We start from the raw sequence: 14,842 nt of genomic DNA, 5'->3' as shown, positions 1-14,842 counted from the left end.
CGTGCGCCCACCGCCTTGCTTGCTTGGACCCGCGTTGCGAATGGCGCGGGTCGCTGCTTCAGATCCGCCGTCCTAGTGCATCGTGCTTGCGGGCTGGCCGGTGCTGAAGATGCCGAGCGTGTGCCCGATGTTGAGGCCGGTCTGCGCGCCCTGTCCGATCTTCTTGAGCACGCTCCAGAAGCCCTGCAGCTCCATGTCGGTCGGCTGCGCGGCCGCCGCCTGCTGGCCCGGCTGGCCGGCGCTGAAGATGCCGAGGTCGTGGCCGACGTTGAGGCCGGTCTGGACGCCCTGACCGATCTTCTTGAGCACGCTCCAGAAGCTCTGCAGCTCCATGTCGGTGGGCTGCGCGGCCGCCGTCTGCTGGCCCGGCTGGCCAGCGCTGAAGATGCCGAGGTTGTGGCCGACGTCGAGGCCGGTCTGGACGCCCTGACCGATCTTCTTGAGCACGCTCCAGAAGCCCTGCAGCTCCATGTCGGTCGGCTGCGCCGCTGCGGGTGCCGCTTGCGGACCGGTGCTGAAGATGCCGAGGTTGTGGCCGACGTTGAGGCCGGTCTGGACGCCCTGACCGATCTTCTTGAGCACGCTCCAGAAGCCCTGCAGCTCCATGTCGGTCGGCTGCGCCGCTGCGGGTGCCGCTTGCGGACCGGTGCTGAAGATGCCGAGGTTGTGGCCGACGTTGAGGCCGGTCTGGACGCCCTGACCGATCTTCTTGAGCACGCTCCAGAAGCCCTGCAGCTCCATCTCGGTCGGCTGCGTCGCAGCGGTTGCGGCCTGCGGGCCTGCGCTGAAGATGCCGAGGTTGTGGCCGACGTCGAGGCCGGTCTGGACGCCCTGTCCGATCTTCTTGAGCACGCTCCAGAAGCCCTGCAGCTCCATGTCGGTCGGCTGCGCGGCGGCTGCGGCCTGCGGGCCGGCGCTGAAGATGCCGAGGTTGTGGCCGACGTTGAGGCCGGTCTGGACGCCCTGACCGATCTTCTTGAGCACGCTCCAGAAGCCCTGCAACTCCATCTCCGACGGCTGCTCGGTGCCGGGGCCGACCGAGAACGGCGCGAACCCGCCCGCGATTCCGCCGATGGCGCCGCCAAAGTCGCGGCCGGTCTTGCCGCCGATCAGGCGTCCGATCGCCTGTCCGGCGAACCTGCCGAGAACGGAGCCGAAGATCCCTTCGGGATTCAATTGACCATAGTCCTCAGTCGACTGCTGCATGCCACTCATGTTGAGCCTCCTCGCTCGTTGTTTGATCTTCGAGCGGCGCGCCGCTTGACCTCATCAGGCGTAGTTGCTGCGCGACGTCGATCGAGGGCGATGTTGCGCGCGTGGCCGTGATGCAAGTGTCAAGCGGGGCGTGAAAGTGCCGTCAAAATCGATCATGTGTGGAACGCATGGAGCAAGATCACGCGGATCGTCAGACGCGTAGCATGCGCCTGATTTCGCGCTGCAGGCTCTCGGTTTCGCTCTCCGGCGTGGCGCCGACCTGCTTTCGCAGCACGGTGCGGCAGAAGTCATATTGACGCAGGGCGTCGGCACGGCGGCCCTGCTGCGCGTAGCAGCGCATCAAGGTGCGGTGGACGTCCTCCTGCAGCGGATCTGCGGCCAGCACACGCAATGAGAACGTCGTGGCGATCTCCACATGTTCCCGGCCGCCGACGTCCAGCAGGCCCGCGATCGCCCGGATCGCCCGCGTCTTCAGTCGTTGACGCTCGGCGGAGAGCCATGCCTCGAACGCGCAGGACGTCGAGCTGATGCCGTCGAGCAACTCGCCCCGGAACAGCGCGGCGGCGCGGGCCATGGTTTCCAGATCGCCGAGCTGCAGCAGCACCTCGAATTCCTGCACGTCGGTCGTGACGGCGTTCGGATGGATGCGGATGTCGTCGCGTTCCGCCGAGATCACCTCGGTGCATTGCGGCAGCACCCGGCGCAGCGTCAACAGCGCCTGGCGCAGGTTTGCGCGCGCGTTGTCGCCGAAGCGGCCTTCCCACAGGAGGGCGGCAAGCTTGCTGCGTGAAATGCCGTGCGGAGAGGTGAGGGCGAGATAGCCCAGGAGCGTTGCCGCCTTGCGGCTTGGGATGACGACCTGCTCGCCGGAGACGCGTCTGATTTCAAGACCGCCAAAGAGATTGATACGCAGCAGACTCATTGTCTCTCTCCTCTGAATGGCGACTCGCTGCGATCGGCGCCTTGCCTGCAGAAGTCGAGCTTCTCGTGCGATGAGATTGAGCGGCTGCAGCCCGATCAGGTCTGCACGGTCGTCGCCGAACGGCGAGCCGCCACGCTGTCGTTGTCATCGTCGAAATGAGATCGGCAATGCAGTTAAGTCTGTCCGAGCAACGTTCGGTTCAATCTTGGATTGTAGGACGAAGCGAGACCGTGCCGTTGTGGCTTGCAGTATGCACTCCATCGGGTCCAGTCTGGGCGCAGCTGGAACCGCACGCTGTGAGCTACGCCACACTCGAGGACGGACACGCGCGTTGCGGTATCCTATGGCCATGGTGATGAAGCACGGGATTGTTCCGATGAGATCGTTCCGCAAGGAACTTTGGTTCCAGACACCGGGCCGTCGCGCCTTCATCAACATCACGGATGATGTCGAGGCGGCGCTGAAGGAGAGTGGCGTGCGCGAGGGGCTCGTGCTCGTCAACGCCATGCACATCACCGCGTCGGTCTTCATCAATGACGACGAGAGCGGGCTGCATTTCGACTACGAGCAATGGCTGGAGAAGCTGGCGCCACACGAGCCGGTGGCGGGCTATCGGCACAACCGGACCGGCGAGGACAATGCCGACGCCCACATGAAGCGCCAGATCATGGGCCGCGAGGTCGTGGTCGCGATCACGCAAGGCAGGCTGGACTTCGGTCCGTGGGAACAGATCTTCTACGGCGAGTTCGACGGCGGTCGGCGCAAGCGCGTGCTGATCAAGATCATCGGGGAGTAGGGGGCGGTGTCGCCGTTTCCGGATGCGTTGACGCCTCCGACTGACCCATGTCGTCACGGCCGGGTTGGTCCGTGCCACAATCTCCGCTGTCGTCCCTGCGAACGCAGGGACCCATACCGCGGAATCTATCGGTGAGGCACAACTACCAGCCATCGTCCCATTGAAGCCGGTGGTTATGGGTCCCTGCGTTCGCAGGGACGACAATGCAGGGCTGCGAGGCGTCGGTGATTCAGCCACGAAGGAGAGGCGCTTCCGGAGGTCATCACACCATCGACCTTGGATCCCGCAGGCCCCAACGGCCGGCCTCGACCAGGGTGATGAAGCGCTCCACGGCCTCATTAAACAACGCCGGCTCCTCCAGATTCAGCACATGGCCGGACTTCGGGAAGAACGTCAGTCCCGACGCCGGCAGGTGCTGCTTGAGGAACAGGCTCGGCTCGATGCAGGCGTCGTCCTCGTCGCCGCAAATGATCAGCGCGGGCGTGGCGACGCGGCGGATCGCATCCGTCATGATGTAGATCGAGGGCCTCGCGCCTTGAAAGCCGCGCATGGTGTTGGCCGAGCCCCTGGCGTCGTGGCGAGCGAGTGCGGCGTAGAAATCGGCGTGGCCGCGTGGGTCCTTGATCAGGAAGGGAATGCGGCCGGGCGCCTCGCGGGTGACCTTGGCGGTCTCGGCCGAGCCGAGGGTCTCGAACTGCTCGGCCGTGGCGCGGCACTGGGCGCGGAAGGCGTCGAGCTGCGTGAGGTCGGAGCCGGAGCCGACGCCGGCCAGCACCATCGAGCGGATGCGGCCGGGCGCGTTCAGCGCGACCTGCAGCGAGGAGTACGAGCCCATCGACAGGCCAACGAAATGGGCGCTGTCGATGCCGAGATGGTCCAGCACCGCCAGGGCGTCGGTGTAGAAGTGCACGTAGCTGTAGACGTCGGGCGCGGCCGGCACCTCCGAGGGCGTGTAGCCTCGCGCGGAGTAGGCGATGCAGCGGTGGCGGCGCGCGAAATAGCGCAACTGCGGCTCCCAGTTGGTGTGGTCGGCGGCGAACTCGTGCAGGAAGATGAGCGGCGTGCCGGCGCCGACCTCTTCGAAATAGAGGCGAACGCCGTCTTTGGCCGTTGCGTGGGGCATCGTCAGCTCCTCCCGTGTCACGTGCCGCATGTTGACGAGTCGCGCGACACGCGACAATGGCCGGGCCAGTAGCCTTGTTTTCGCCTCAAGATAGACCCGGAATCACCCTCTCGTCGCCAGTCTTTCGCCGCCGAAGGTCATGGTTTCGTCACACCGCGACTTTTTACGGACCCCGCTGGCGGCTTGCAGAGGGGCCGCGCTGAGGACCAGGGGGTGCCAAGTCAGGGTACTGGGGGAAGTAACAGAAGGATTGAGTATGGTTGTGTCTACCCTTCGCCGGTCGCTTCACGTCGTTGCGCTGACCATGTGCTCGGCAGTCGTCGCCGTCACCGCAACACCGGCATCGGCCCGTCCGCATCACGGCTCGGGGCATCATGCCCACCGCAGCCACGGCGGCCATCACTACGCAGGGCATCATCACCACCGGCGTTCCGTCGCCCGGCTGTCGCGCTGGGAGCGCGGCGTGGCGCGGGTGCAGGTGAGCGGCGTTGCCGACGCGCAGGCCAGCGTCATGATGCCGGGAACGGCGTCCGACGGCATGGCGTCGTCCGGCGGCTTCGGCGGCGGCAGCAGCGTCGTTTCCGCGGCGCGCAGCTTCATCGGCAGCGGCAATCCGACCGGCCGGCGCAGCCTGTGGTGCGCCCGTTTCATGAACATGGTGCTGGAGCGCACCGGCCATCGCGGCACCGGCTCCGACATGGCGCGCTCGTTCGCGAGCTATGGCCAGCGCGTCTCCGGCCCGCAGGTCGGCGCGATCGCGGTGATGAGCCGCCGCGGCGGCGGCCACGTCGGCGTGGTGTCGGGCGTCGATGCCCAGGGCAACCCGATCGTCATCTCCGGCAACAACGGCAACCGCGTCCGCGAGAGCGCGGTGTCGCGGGGGCGGGTGTACGCCTACGTGATGCCGAACTGAGAACTCTCGAACTGATGAATCGAGCTGTCGAGGCTCGCTCGGTGTGCGCCTCCCCCGCTTGCGGGGGAGGTCGCATCGCATCTTCGATGCGATGCGGGTGGGGGACCTCTCTCCACACGAAGATCTCGCGTGGGGCGCCCTCACCCCAACGCTCCCCCGCAAGCGGGGGAGGGAGCGCACCATCGGTACGGCGAGAGATCGGATCCAACTCCGGTGCCGGTTTCGTCATCGCGAGCGAAGCAATCCAGGGCCGGCCGGAAAGTCTGGATCGCTTCGCCGCCTCCGGCTCCTCGCGATGACGCGGGGAGAGGCGGTGATTCACGTCAGCCGCGGCTGCTCCACGGCGAGTTCGTCGCCAACGGCGATATCGCCGGCTTCGATCACCTCGGCATAGATGCCGCATTCATTGTTGCCGCGCCGGGTCATCAGCGCGGGCGGGATGTCGAGGTCGCGGGCGGCCGTGTCCGGGTCGACGTTGACGGCGGCGCAGCGGGTGGTGGTCTTCACGACCTTGAGCCGCGCCGAGCCGATGCGCAGCGTCTCGCCCATGAGCGAGGTCTCGTGCCAGGCCGGCCAGCCGGTGACGTAGACGTTGGCGCGGAAGCGCAGCGGGTGCACGGGAGCGCCGACCAAGGTCTCGATCTCCGCAATGGAGGCGAGGTTGATGATCGAGACCACCTTACGCGCCAGATCCGTAAAAGCGTAACCACCGCCCGACAGCAGCTTTGGCGGCCCGCGCAGCTCGGCGGCGAACTCGCCCGCGAAGAAGCGCTCGATCGCCGCGCGGCCGTCGGGGCTCTCGAGATCGCCTTGGGCGACGATCGCGCCGTCCTTGCGGATGGTGAGGATGTTCGTCGCGTCGTCGAAGATGGTCTTGAAGCCGGCGAGGCGCTCATTGCGCATCAGCATCAGATACGCCGTCTTCGGTTTCCAGACCGGAGCTGCGGGATCGAATCCGCTGGGACCGTTCTCGAGCGCGTAGCGGCGGTCGGCCGGCAGGGTCTGGCCGACCCGCAAAGGCGCCCTCTGCAATGGTTCCGGGGTAAGGCCCTTGACGGGATAGCGGTACAGGCCGGCGATGCGCGCGGGAGGGGTCTGGCTCATGCCGCCTCATAGGAGATTCCCTTGGCCGCGGCCAGGGCACACGAATTTGTGAAGCGGCCTCTTCCGTTTTCGCACCGCCTTCCCACATTTCCACTCAAGCCGGGCGCAAGCCGGCGACGTCAATGGTTGCGGCGTTGATGGACGTCAACGTGCGCGGTCCGAAACCCAATGAAGATGCTGAAGCCGTGCCTTCGGGGCGTCACAGCAGGCTGAGGGAAACATCATGAATATCGAAAAATATACCGAGCGCGCGCGGGGCTTCATCCAATCGGCGCAGTCGCTGGCGATGCGCGACGGCCATCAGCAGTTCTCGCCGCTGCATCTGCTGAAGGTCCTGCTCGACGACGGCGAGGGACTCGCTGGCGGTCTCATCGACCGCGCCGGCGGCAATTCGCGTGCGATTTTGAAGGCGACCGAGGATGCGCTGGGCAAGCTGCCGAAGGTCTCGGGCAGCGGCGCCGGGCAGATCTATCTGTCGCCCGAGCTGGCGCGCGCCTTCGACGCGGCGGAGAAGGCGGCTGAGAAGGCCGGCGACAGTTTCGTCACGGTGGAGCGGCTGCTGCTCGGCCTGACGCTGGAGAAGAACAGCGAAGCGGGCGGCATCCTCGCCAAGGGCGGCGTCACCGCGCAGAACCTCAACGCAGCGATCGAATCCTTGCGCAAGGGCCGCACGGCCGATTCGGCGACCGCCGAGAACGCCTATGATGCGCTGAAGAAATATGCCCGCGACCTGACCCAGGCGGCGCGCGACGGCAAGCTCGATCCGGTGATCGGCCGCGACGAGGAGATCCGCCGCACCATTCAAGTTCTGTCGCGTCGGACCAAGAACAATCCCGTGCTGATCGGCGAGCCCGGCGTCGGCAAGACCGCGATCGTCGAGGGCCTCGCGCTGCGCATCGTCAATGGCGACGTGCCGGAGAGCCTGAAGGACAAGCGGCTTTTGTCGCTCGATCTGGGCGCGCTGATCGCCGGCGCGAAATATCGCGGCGAGTTCGAGGAGCGGCTGAAGGCCGTGCTGCAGGAGGTCACGTCGGCCGAAGGCAGCTTCGTGCTGTTCATCGACGAGATGCACACCCTGATCGGTGCCGGCAAGGCCGACGGCGCGATGGATGCGTCGAACCTGCTGAAGCCCGCGCTCGCTCGCGGCGAGCTGCACTGCATCGGCGCGACCACGCTCGACGAGTATCAGAAACACGTCGAGAAGGACGCCGCGCTGGCGCGGCGGTTCCAGCCGGTCTACGTCACCGAGCCGACGGTCGAGGATACCATCTCGATCCTGCGCGGCCTGAAGGACAAATACGAGCAGCATCACGGCGTGCGCATCACCGACTCCGCGCTGGTGGCGTCGGCCACGCTGTCGAACCGCTACATCACCGACCGCTTCCTGCCCGACAAGGCCATCGACCTGATGGACGAGGCGGCGGCGCGGCTGAAGATGCAGGTCGATAGCAAGCCCGAGGAACTGGACTCGCTGGATCGCGAGATCATCCGGCTCAAGATCGAGCAGGAGGCCTTGAAGAAGGAGAGCGATCTCGGCTCCAAGACGCGGCTGCAGGCGCTGGAGAAGGAGCTCGCCGATCTCGAGGAGAAGTCGGCGGCGCTGACGTCGAAATGGAGCGCCGAGAAGGACAAGCTGTCCAACGCGCAGAAGCTCAAGAGCGAGCTGGACGGTCTGCGCATCGAGCTCGCCAACGCGCAGCGCCGCGGCGAGTATCAGAAGGCGGGCGAGCTGGCCTATGGCCGGATTCCCGAACTTGAGAAGCGGCTGGCCGACATCGAGGCCAAGGAGAATGCCGGCGAGATGATGGAGGAGGCGGTCACCGCCAACCACATCGCGCAGGTGGTCTCGCGCTGGACCGGCGTGCCGGTCGACAAGATGCTCGAGGGCGAGAAGGACAAGCTCCTGCGCATGGAGGACTCGCTCGGCAAGCGCGTCGTCGGCCAGTTCGAGGCCGTGCATGCGGTTGCGACCGCCGTGCGGCGCTCGCGCGCCGGCCTGCAGGACCCGCACCGGCCGATGGGCTCGTTCATGTTCTTAGGCCCGACCGGCGTCGGCAAGACCGAGCTGACCAAGGCGCTCGCCGAATATCTGTTCAACGACGAGACCGCGATGGTCCGCCTGGACATGTCCGAGTACATGGAGAAGCACTCTGTGTCGCGGCTGATCGGCGCGCCTCCCGGCTATGTCGGCTATGACGAGGGCGGGGCGCTGACCGAGGCCGTGCGGCGCCGGCCGTACCAGGTCGTCTTGTTCGACGAGATCGAGAAGGCGCATCCGGACGTGTTCAACGTTCTCTTGCAGGTGCTCGACGACGGCCGCCTGACCGATGGCCAGGGCCGCACCGTCGACTTCCGCAACACGCTGATCATCATGACCAGCAATCTCGGCTCCGAGTTCCTGGTCAATCAGCCGGAGGGCGAGGATACGTCGGAGGTGCGCGAGCTGGTGATGGGCACGGTGCGGAGCCATTTCCGACCCGAGTTCCTCAACCGCGTCGACGAGATCATCCTGTTCCACCGCCTGCAGAAGAGCGAGATGGGCCGGATCGTCGAGATCCAGTTCGGACGTCTCCAGAAGCTCCTGGAGGAGCGCAAGATCACGCTGTCGCTCGATGGCGACGCGCGCGACTGGCTCGCCGCCAAGGGCTGGGATCCGGCTTACGGCGCACGGCCGTTGAAGCGGGTGATCCAGCGCAGCGTGCAGGATCCGCTCGCCGAGATGATCCTCGCCGGAGACGTGAAGGACGGCGATCACATGACGATCTCGGCCGAAGGCAATGTGCTGACCTTCAACGGCAAGGTGCCGCACACTGCCGAGATCGCGACTTTCGAGGCGCCGATTCCGAAGCGCAAGCTGAACTGAGCGGCGTTTCGCCGAACTGAAACGGAAGCGGCCCGCGCTGAGAGATCAGCGCGGGCCGTTTTCAGTTGAACGCGCCTTTGGGGGGCGAGGGGTCTCGCTCACCGGCTGACCTGGATCGGGCCGGCGTCCGAGATGCGCGAGGCGCCGGTGCCGCGGCTGGTCATCATCTGGTCGACGCGGTCGCGCTCCTTCTCGAAGTTGGCCATGATCGGGCCCTCGAGCGACCGGCCCCGCGGCAGCTTCACGCGCATCGGGTCGACGAAGCGGCCGTTGACGAGGATCTCATAGTGGACGTGCGGGCCGGTCGACATGCCGGTCGAGCCGACGAAACCGATGACCTGGCCCTGGCGCACGCGCTTGCCGGGCTCCATGCCCTTGGCAAACGCCGACATGTGGCCGTAGGCGGTCTCGTATCCGTTGTTGTGCTTGATGCGGATATATTTGCCGTAGCCGCCTTCCTGGCCGACCTTCTCGAGCACGCCGTTGCCGGAGGCGAAAATGGGGGTGCCGTAGGCGGTGGCCCAGTCGACGCCGGTGTGCATCTTCACGAAGCCGAGAATCGGATGGCGGCGGCCGCCAAAGCCGGAGCGCATGATCGCGTTGTTGACCGGCTTGCGCACCAGGAACTTCTTCGCGCTCTTGCCGGTCTCGTCGTAATAGTCGACGACACTGTCGTCGGGGGTCTGGAACCGGTAGTATTTCTTGGTCTCGCCGCCGACCGTCAGCGAAGTGAACAGCACCTCGGTCTTGTCGTTGTTGCCAGGCTTGTCGTCGTCGTCGCCGGCATAGAAGACGTCGAACGAATCCCCAGGCTGCACCTTGCGCTGGAAATCGACGTCGTAGGAGTAGATGCGGATCATGTCCTCGATGACCGGCGCGGGCACCTTGTTGCGCATCGCCGTCTCGTAAATGCTCTGATAGAGGCGGACACCGGTGCCGTCATCCTCCTCGTCATTGGTGTTGTCGGCGGTCTCGGTGACCGTGTTCATGCTCTGCGCGTCCACGGCGACGTATCGTCCGAGGTCCGACAGCGCGGCCACCGCCTCGATCATGGTGTCGTTGGCGACGATGACCCGGAACGGCTGTAGCCGGGCGCCGGGGGCAGGGCTGGATGGCGCCATCAGGATGCGCAGTTTCTCGCCTTCCTTCAGGCCGCCGTCACGGCCGCGCGGGCCGAGCTGGGCGGCGATCGCCTTGGCTTCGTCGGGCGTCGCGCCCTGGTCGCGCAGGATCGAGGCGACGGTATCGCCCTTCTTGACCAGGTGGACGCGCTCGCCGAGTGGATTGCCGCCGGTGATCTGGTCCTTGGTCTTGGGGAGCAAGGTGACATTTTCCGGCACCACCCGGGTCTCGAAGCCGGCGTAAGGATCGGGCAAGGTGCCGTCATTGGCATAGGACAGTTTCAGGTCGCCGCCTTGGACGGCCTGCGCGCCGGCCGCGTCGGCGGCGGCATTGGCAAGCGAGGCGTAGCGTACGCCGCCATTGTAGCCGCGCCAGTTCGCCGCATCACGGACCCGCATGACGATTTCGTCGAGCGCCACCGAGGTTGCGATCTTCGCCTTGGGGAGCACCGCGGCGAGATCCTTGGTCACGAACGAGACCTCGGCGTCGGGCTCGACGGCCTCGGGATTGTTCGGATCCTCGCCGGACCCTGTCTTGTCGTTGTCGGTGTCGCTCAGCAGGCGCTGGGCGTTGAACGGCGGGATCTTGGCGGAAAGATCGCTCGTCGTCATCGACAGGTTGCCCGAGATCCGGACATAGGGACGGACCCGGATGAGCTCGCGCGATCCCGCGCGGGTCACGGTCGAGATGCGCACCACATTGCGGGCCGCGGCCGCTTCGCTCGGCGGCGGCAGGCGGTCGCTCTTGCGCAGGGTGGCGACGCGGTCATTGGCACCGAAGGCGCCGCGCAGCGCGCTCTCCATCCGCTCCGGCATGCGCGCGAAGGTCATTTCGCCGTCGAGCGAGGCGAAAACGGCGCCGCCGATGAGGGCTGCGCCGCATAGACCCGTCAGAATCGTACCAGAGAACCATTGTACGGAAACGCGGCGGCGGTCGATCACCGCGGCCTCGGAGCCATCGACCGATAGCGGCGGCTCATGACCGAGATCGATCATGCCGACCTCGCGTCCATACCCCCCGCGTGACGTCCGATGGTTCAACCTTCGTCCCCCAAATTCAAAGTCAGCACCGGGATCACTCAGCTGCCGGTTGGCTTAACGTCCAAGACAAACGGCTCGGAATGATGGCGCGCTTCTGACGGTTCGAGACTCTCTGGCTGGAAAGCCGGAATCCGCAAACCGCTATTGTTCTTCAGGATCTCTCGATGTCGTCTCGGCCGTATCAGGCGAAGGGCTCGCCACTTCCTTGATCTGGATCATCCTTGAATCGATGGCAGTCCCCGCTGGACCCAAATCAACCCAGGTCGATGCTTAACAAATCGTCGCAGGATTGTGGCCCAAGTGGGGCACGAAGTCCGCAAGAAGTCGGGGTTCTCCTGCTGTCCGGAAAAAAATGATTCGATGCGACGATTTGTTGACATTGGGCGTTGACACCCCGATCGGCCCCCCCTATAAACCCGATCACTGAGCGCGGCGCCGCTTCGGGACACACCGAGGCGAGCATTCGCGCCAATATTGCTCCTCACTTCTGTTGAGTGATGCACAACCGGTAAAACCCGGTTGCTCATCGACGTCGGAAGATGTTGGGCACCCCTCCATCCGAGGGTGGGACCGAGGTCCCGGGCTGTTTGACAAGTGAAGATGAAGAAAGAGAAACGTGGACGGCGGAGTCCTTGCGGGTCTCGGGATTGAGGGCTTCGGCTTTTGGTTCTGGGATCGGACGAGAAGACTTCGGCGGACAATGTTTCAAAGGTAACACCATGGTTTTCGCGCTGTGAAGCGTGGAGATCGATTGGTGGGACCTCGTCAAACGTTGTGATCAGCCGGTTCAAAGCTTCAAGTTCAACTTGAGAGTTTGATCCTGGCTCAGAGCGAACGCTGGCGGCAGGCTTAACACATGCAAGTCGAGCGGGCGTAGCAATACGTCAGCGGCAGACGGGTGAGTAACGCGTGGGAACGTACCTTTTGGTTCGGAACAACACAGGGAAACTTGTGCTAATACCGGATAAGCCCTTACGGGGAAAGATTTATCGCCGAAAGATCGGCCCGCGTCTGATTAGCTAGTTGGTGGGGTAATGGCCCACCAAGGCGACGATCAGTAGCTGGTCTGAGAGGATGATCAGCCACATTGGGACTGAGACACGGCCCAAACTCCTACGGGAGGCAGCAGTGGGGAATATTGGACAATGGGGGCAACCCTGATCCAGCCATGCCGCGTGAGTGATGAAGGCCCTAGGGTTGTAAAGCTCTTTTGTGCGGGAAGATAATGACGGTACCGCAAGAATAAGCCCCGGCTAACTTCGTGCCAGCAGCCGCGGTAATACGAAGGGGGCTAGCGTTGCTCGGAATCACTGGGCGTAAAGGGTGCGTAGGCGGGTCTTTAAGTCAGGGGTGAAATCCTGGAGCTCAACTCCAGAACTGCCTTTGATACTGAAGATCTTGAGTTCGGGAGAGGTGAGTGGAACTGCGAGTGTAGAGGTGAAATTCGTAGATATTCGCAAGAACACCAGTGGCGAAGGCGGCTCACTGGCCCGATACTGACGCTGAGGCACGAAAGCGTGGGGAGCAAACAGGATTAGATACCCTGGTAGTCCACGCCGTAAACGATGAATGCCAGCCGTTAGTGGGTTTACTCACTAGTGGCGCAGCTAACGCTTTAAGCATTCCGCCTGGGGAGTACGGTCGCAAGATTAAAACTCAAAGGAATTGACGGGGGCCCGCACAAGCGGTGGAGCATGTGGTTTAATTCGACGCAACGCGCAGAACCTTACCAGCCCTTGACATGTTTGGGACCGGTCGCAGAGACGTGACCTTCTCTTCGGAGCCCGAAACACAGGTGCTGCATGGCTGTCGTCAGCTCGTGTCGTGAGATGTTGGGTTAAGTCCCGCAACGAGCGCAACCCCCGTCCTTAGTTGCTACCATTTAGTTGAGCACTCTAAGGAGACTGCCGGTGATAAGCCGCGAGGAAGGTGGGGATGACGTCAAGTCCTCATGGCCCTTACGGGCTGGGCTACACACGTGCTACAATGGCGGTGACAGTGGGAAGCTAAGGGGCAACCCTTCGCAAATCTCAAAAAGCCGTCTCAGTTCGGATTGGGCTCTGCAACTCGAGCCCATGAAGTTGGAATCGCTAGTAATCGTGGATCAGCACGCCACGGTGAATACGTTCCCGGGCCTTGTACACACCGCCCGTCACACCATGGGAGTTGGCTTTACCTGAAGGCGGTGCGCTAACCAGCAATGGAGGCAGCCGACCACGGTAGGGTCAGCGACTGGGGTGAAGTCGTAACAAGGTAGCCGTAGGGGAACCTGCGGCTGGATCACCTCCTTTCTAAGGATGGCTCTTCAGCATGATCTTCGGATCGGCTGGTCTTCGGACCGGTCAGCTATCGAGCTGTTTTAGAAACATCAGGGGCCACCGAGACCGCCAGGTCTTGCGTGAGCTCCATTGGCGGGATTTCGCCGTCTTCGTTTCTCTTTCTTCGCGGACGAACACGCTGCCTGGGGCTGCGCGGTTGCTGCATTTGCCCTCGCGGGCAGGGTGGCGACGAGCTTCGAGCGTTAGGGCTTGTAGCTCAGTTGGTTAGAGCGCGCGCTTGATAAGCGTGAGGTCGGAAGTTCAAGTCTTCCCAGGCCCACCACTTTCTGGCGTCTCTCACTCTCTGGTCTGGCTTGGCATTCGTCTTCTGGTTACGGGGCCATAGCTCAGCTGGGAGAGCGCGTGCTTTGCAAGCATGAGGTCGTCGGTTCGATCCCGTCTGGCTCCACCAGATGGTCTGATTGCCGAGCGATCGCTTGACAGCGCTGATTCAACATCGTCCGCGAGACAACACTTCGCATCTTCTGATCCTCACCGGGATTACAGAAGACTGCGTGTTATCTGACATCGTGAAGAGGAGATCGATCCGAGTTGGGTCGTGCAATGGAGCGTCACCGCGCAAGCGGTCCGCGCTTCGACTATGCACCGACACTTCACTATCTCCGGGTCATTTCGGCGCAGGCTGGAAGCTGTGAAGCATCCTGTCTGTTGTAAATGACTCTGTTGGCTGCGCTTGACCGCACGGCCATCGGTTCGATCTTAAGAAGCAAGCTGGTCTTTCTAATCAGTGTCCTGCGGCTTCCAACGCTTGTCCCTCGGGGCAGGTGGGGAGCTGACAACATTCTGCCGAGTGTGTGGACATTGATAATGAGAGCAATCAAGTGCCTTAAGGGTGTTCGGTGGATGCCTTGGCGCTGAGAGGCGATGAAGGACGTGCTACGCTGCGATAAGCCGTGGGGAGCTGCGAAGAAGCTTTGATCCGCGGATTTCCGAATGGGGAAACCCACCTTCGATAGCCGGAACTCCAAGACCTTGGTTTTGGGGTTCAAACAGGAGACTGTGAGAATTCAAGGCCGTGAGGTTTTGGATTTCCGGTTATCAAGAGAAGGTATGAGATCTCTGAATACATAGGAGGTTTCAAGCGAACCCAGGGAACTGAAACATCTAAGTACCTGGAGGAAAGGACATCAACCGAGACTCCGCTAGTAGTGGCGAGCGAACGCGGACCAGGCCAGTCATGAATGTAAGCCAACCAGAACCTGTCAGGAAAGCAGGGCCTCAGAGGGTGATAGCCCCGTATGGGTAATGCGAACATTCATGCTCGAGTAAGGCGGGACACGTGCAATCCTGTCTGAACATGGGGGGACCACCCTCCAAGCCTAAGTACTCCTCAGCGACCGATAGTGAACCAGTACCGTGAGGGAAAGGTGAAAAGCACCCCGACGAGGGGAGTGAAATAGACCTG

8 protein-coding genes, 2 tRNA genes and 2 rRNA genes (1 of these 12 only partly in view) are annotated in these 14,842 nt (G+C 63.5%); 7 read left to right on the top strand and 5 right to left on the bottom strand.

The window, feature by feature from the left end:
• Nucleotides 1-72 precede the first annotated feature (72 nt).
• Nucleotides 73-1,215: a hypothetical protein gene (locus QX073_RS30445; RefSeq protein ID WP_316226848.1), complete on the bottom strand. Its 1,143-nt coding sequence runs from the start codon at nucleotides 1,213-1,215 to the stop codon at nucleotides 73-75.
• A gap of 190 nt (nucleotides 1,216-1,405) precedes the next feature.
• A complete protein-coding gene (locus tag QX073_RS30440; protein ID WP_315826647.1) occupies nucleotides 1,406-2,137 on the bottom strand; it encodes a BTAD domain-containing putative transcriptional regulator in 732 nt (243 codons plus the stop codon).
• A 376-nt stretch (nucleotides 2,138-2,513) separates the two neighbouring features.
• Here QX073_RS30440 and QX073_RS30435 point away from each other — a divergent pair, with 376 nt between their 5' ends.
• Nucleotides 2,514-2,933 carry a secondary thiamine-phosphate synthase enzyme YjbQ gene (locus QX073_RS30435; RefSeq protein ID WP_315755973.1) on the top strand — a complete coding sequence of 140 codons (420 nt, stop codon included), beginning with the start codon at nucleotides 2,514-2,516 and terminating at the stop codon, nucleotides 2,931-2,933.
• Between the two features lie 262 nt (nucleotides 2,934-3,195).
• On the opposite strand, the gene QX073_RS30430 is transcribed toward QX073_RS30435, so the two are convergent.
• Nucleotides 3,196-4,056, bottom strand: a complete 861-nt coding sequence (locus QX073_RS30430; RefSeq protein ID WP_316226847.1) for an alpha/beta hydrolase — start codon at nucleotides 4,054-4,056, stop codon at nucleotides 3,196-3,198.
• Nucleotides 4,057-4,312: 256 nt separating this feature from the next.
• On the opposite strand from QX073_RS30430, the gene QX073_RS30425 reads away from it, so the two are divergent.
• The gene (locus QX073_RS30425) at nucleotides 4,313-4,969 is read left to right on the top strand and encodes a TIGR02594 family protein (RefSeq protein ID WP_315718092.1); all 657 of its coding nucleotides are present in this window, start codon (nucleotides 4,313-4,315) and stop codon (nucleotides 4,967-4,969) included.
• Between the two features lie 318 nt (nucleotides 4,970-5,287).
• Here QX073_RS30425 and QX073_RS30420 read toward each other — a convergent pair whose 3' ends face one another.
• Nucleotides 5,288-6,073, bottom strand: coding sequence for an MOSC domain-containing protein (locus tag QX073_RS30420; protein WP_316226846.1), 786 nt, complete (start codon nucleotides 6,071-6,073; stop codon nucleotides 5,288-5,290).
• A 223-nt stretch (nucleotides 6,074-6,296) separates the two neighbouring features.
• Between QX073_RS30420 and clpB the strand changes: the two genes are divergently transcribed.
• Entirely contained in the window at nucleotides 6,297-8,936 is a 2,640-nt protein-coding gene (gene clpB, locus QX073_RS30415; RefSeq protein ID WP_316171777.1) for an ATP-dependent chaperone ClpB, read from the top strand.
• Nucleotides 8,937-9,034: 98 nt separating this feature from the next.
• On the opposite strand, the gene QX073_RS30410 is transcribed toward clpB, so the two are convergent.
• The gene (locus tag QX073_RS30410) at nucleotides 9,035-11,098 is read right to left on the bottom strand and encodes a M23 family metallopeptidase (RefSeq protein WP_315753801.1); all 2,064 of its coding nucleotides are present in this window, start codon (nucleotides 11,096-11,098) and stop codon (nucleotides 9,035-9,037) included.
• A gap of 802 nt (nucleotides 11,099-11,900) precedes the next feature.
• Here QX073_RS30410 and QX073_RS30405 point away from each other — a divergent pair.
• From QX073_RS30405 to QX073_RS30390, 4 genes are all read left to right on the top strand, one after another.
• Nucleotides 11,901-13,389 (top strand): 16S ribosomal RNA (locus tag QX073_RS30405).
• Nucleotides 13,390-13,622: 233 nt separating this feature from the next.
• Nucleotides 13,623-13,699, top strand: a tRNA-Ile gene (locus QX073_RS30400).
• Nucleotides 13,700-13,752: 53 nt separating this feature from the next.
• Nucleotides 13,753-13,828 (top strand) — tRNA-Ala (locus QX073_RS30395).
• 424 nt (nucleotides 13,829-14,252) lie between these two features.
• A 23S ribosomal RNA gene (locus tag QX073_RS30390) occupies nucleotides 14,253-14,842 on the top strand (it continues 2,255 nt past the right edge of the window).
• The 16S and 23S rRNA genes sit together here with 2 tRNA genes alongside, the layout of an rRNA operon.

Source organism: Bradyrhizobium sp. SZCCHNS3052, assembly GCF_032484495.1.
GTDB lineage: Bacteria > Pseudomonadota > Alphaproteobacteria > Rhizobiales > Xanthobacteraceae > Bradyrhizobium.
The sequence above is the reverse complement of the archived record's forward strand: the minus strand, read 5'-3'. Positions and strand labels throughout refer to the sequence as shown.

Excerpts from the sequence above, each read along its gene's own strand:
- QX073_RS30445 (WP_316226848.1), bottom strand. The coding sequence starts at position 1,215 with ATGAGTGGCATGCAGCAGTCGACTGAGGACTATGGTCAATTGAATCCC.
- QX073_RS30440 (WP_315826647.1), bottom strand. The coding sequence starts at position 2,137 with ATGAGTCTGCTGCGTATCAATCTCTTTGGCGGTCTTGAAATCAGACGC.
- QX073_RS30435 (WP_315755973.1), top strand. The coding sequence starts at position 2,514 with ATGAGATCGTTCCGCAAGGAACTTTGGTTCCAGACACCGGGCCGTCGC.
- QX073_RS30430 (WP_316226847.1), bottom strand. The coding sequence starts at position 4,056 with ATGCCCCACGCAACGGCCAAAGACGGCGTTCGCCTCTATTTCGAAGAG.
- QX073_RS30425 (WP_315718092.1), top strand. The coding sequence starts at position 4,313 with ATGGTTGTGTCTACCCTTCGCCGGTCGCTTCACGTCGTTGCGCTGACC.
- QX073_RS30420 (WP_316226846.1), bottom strand. The coding sequence starts at position 6,073 with ATGAGCCAGACCCCTCCCGCGCGCATCGCCGGCCTGTACCGCTATCCC.
- clpB (WP_316171777.1), top strand. The coding sequence starts at position 6,297 with ATGAATATCGAAAAATATACCGAGCGCGCGCGGGGCTTCATCCAATCG.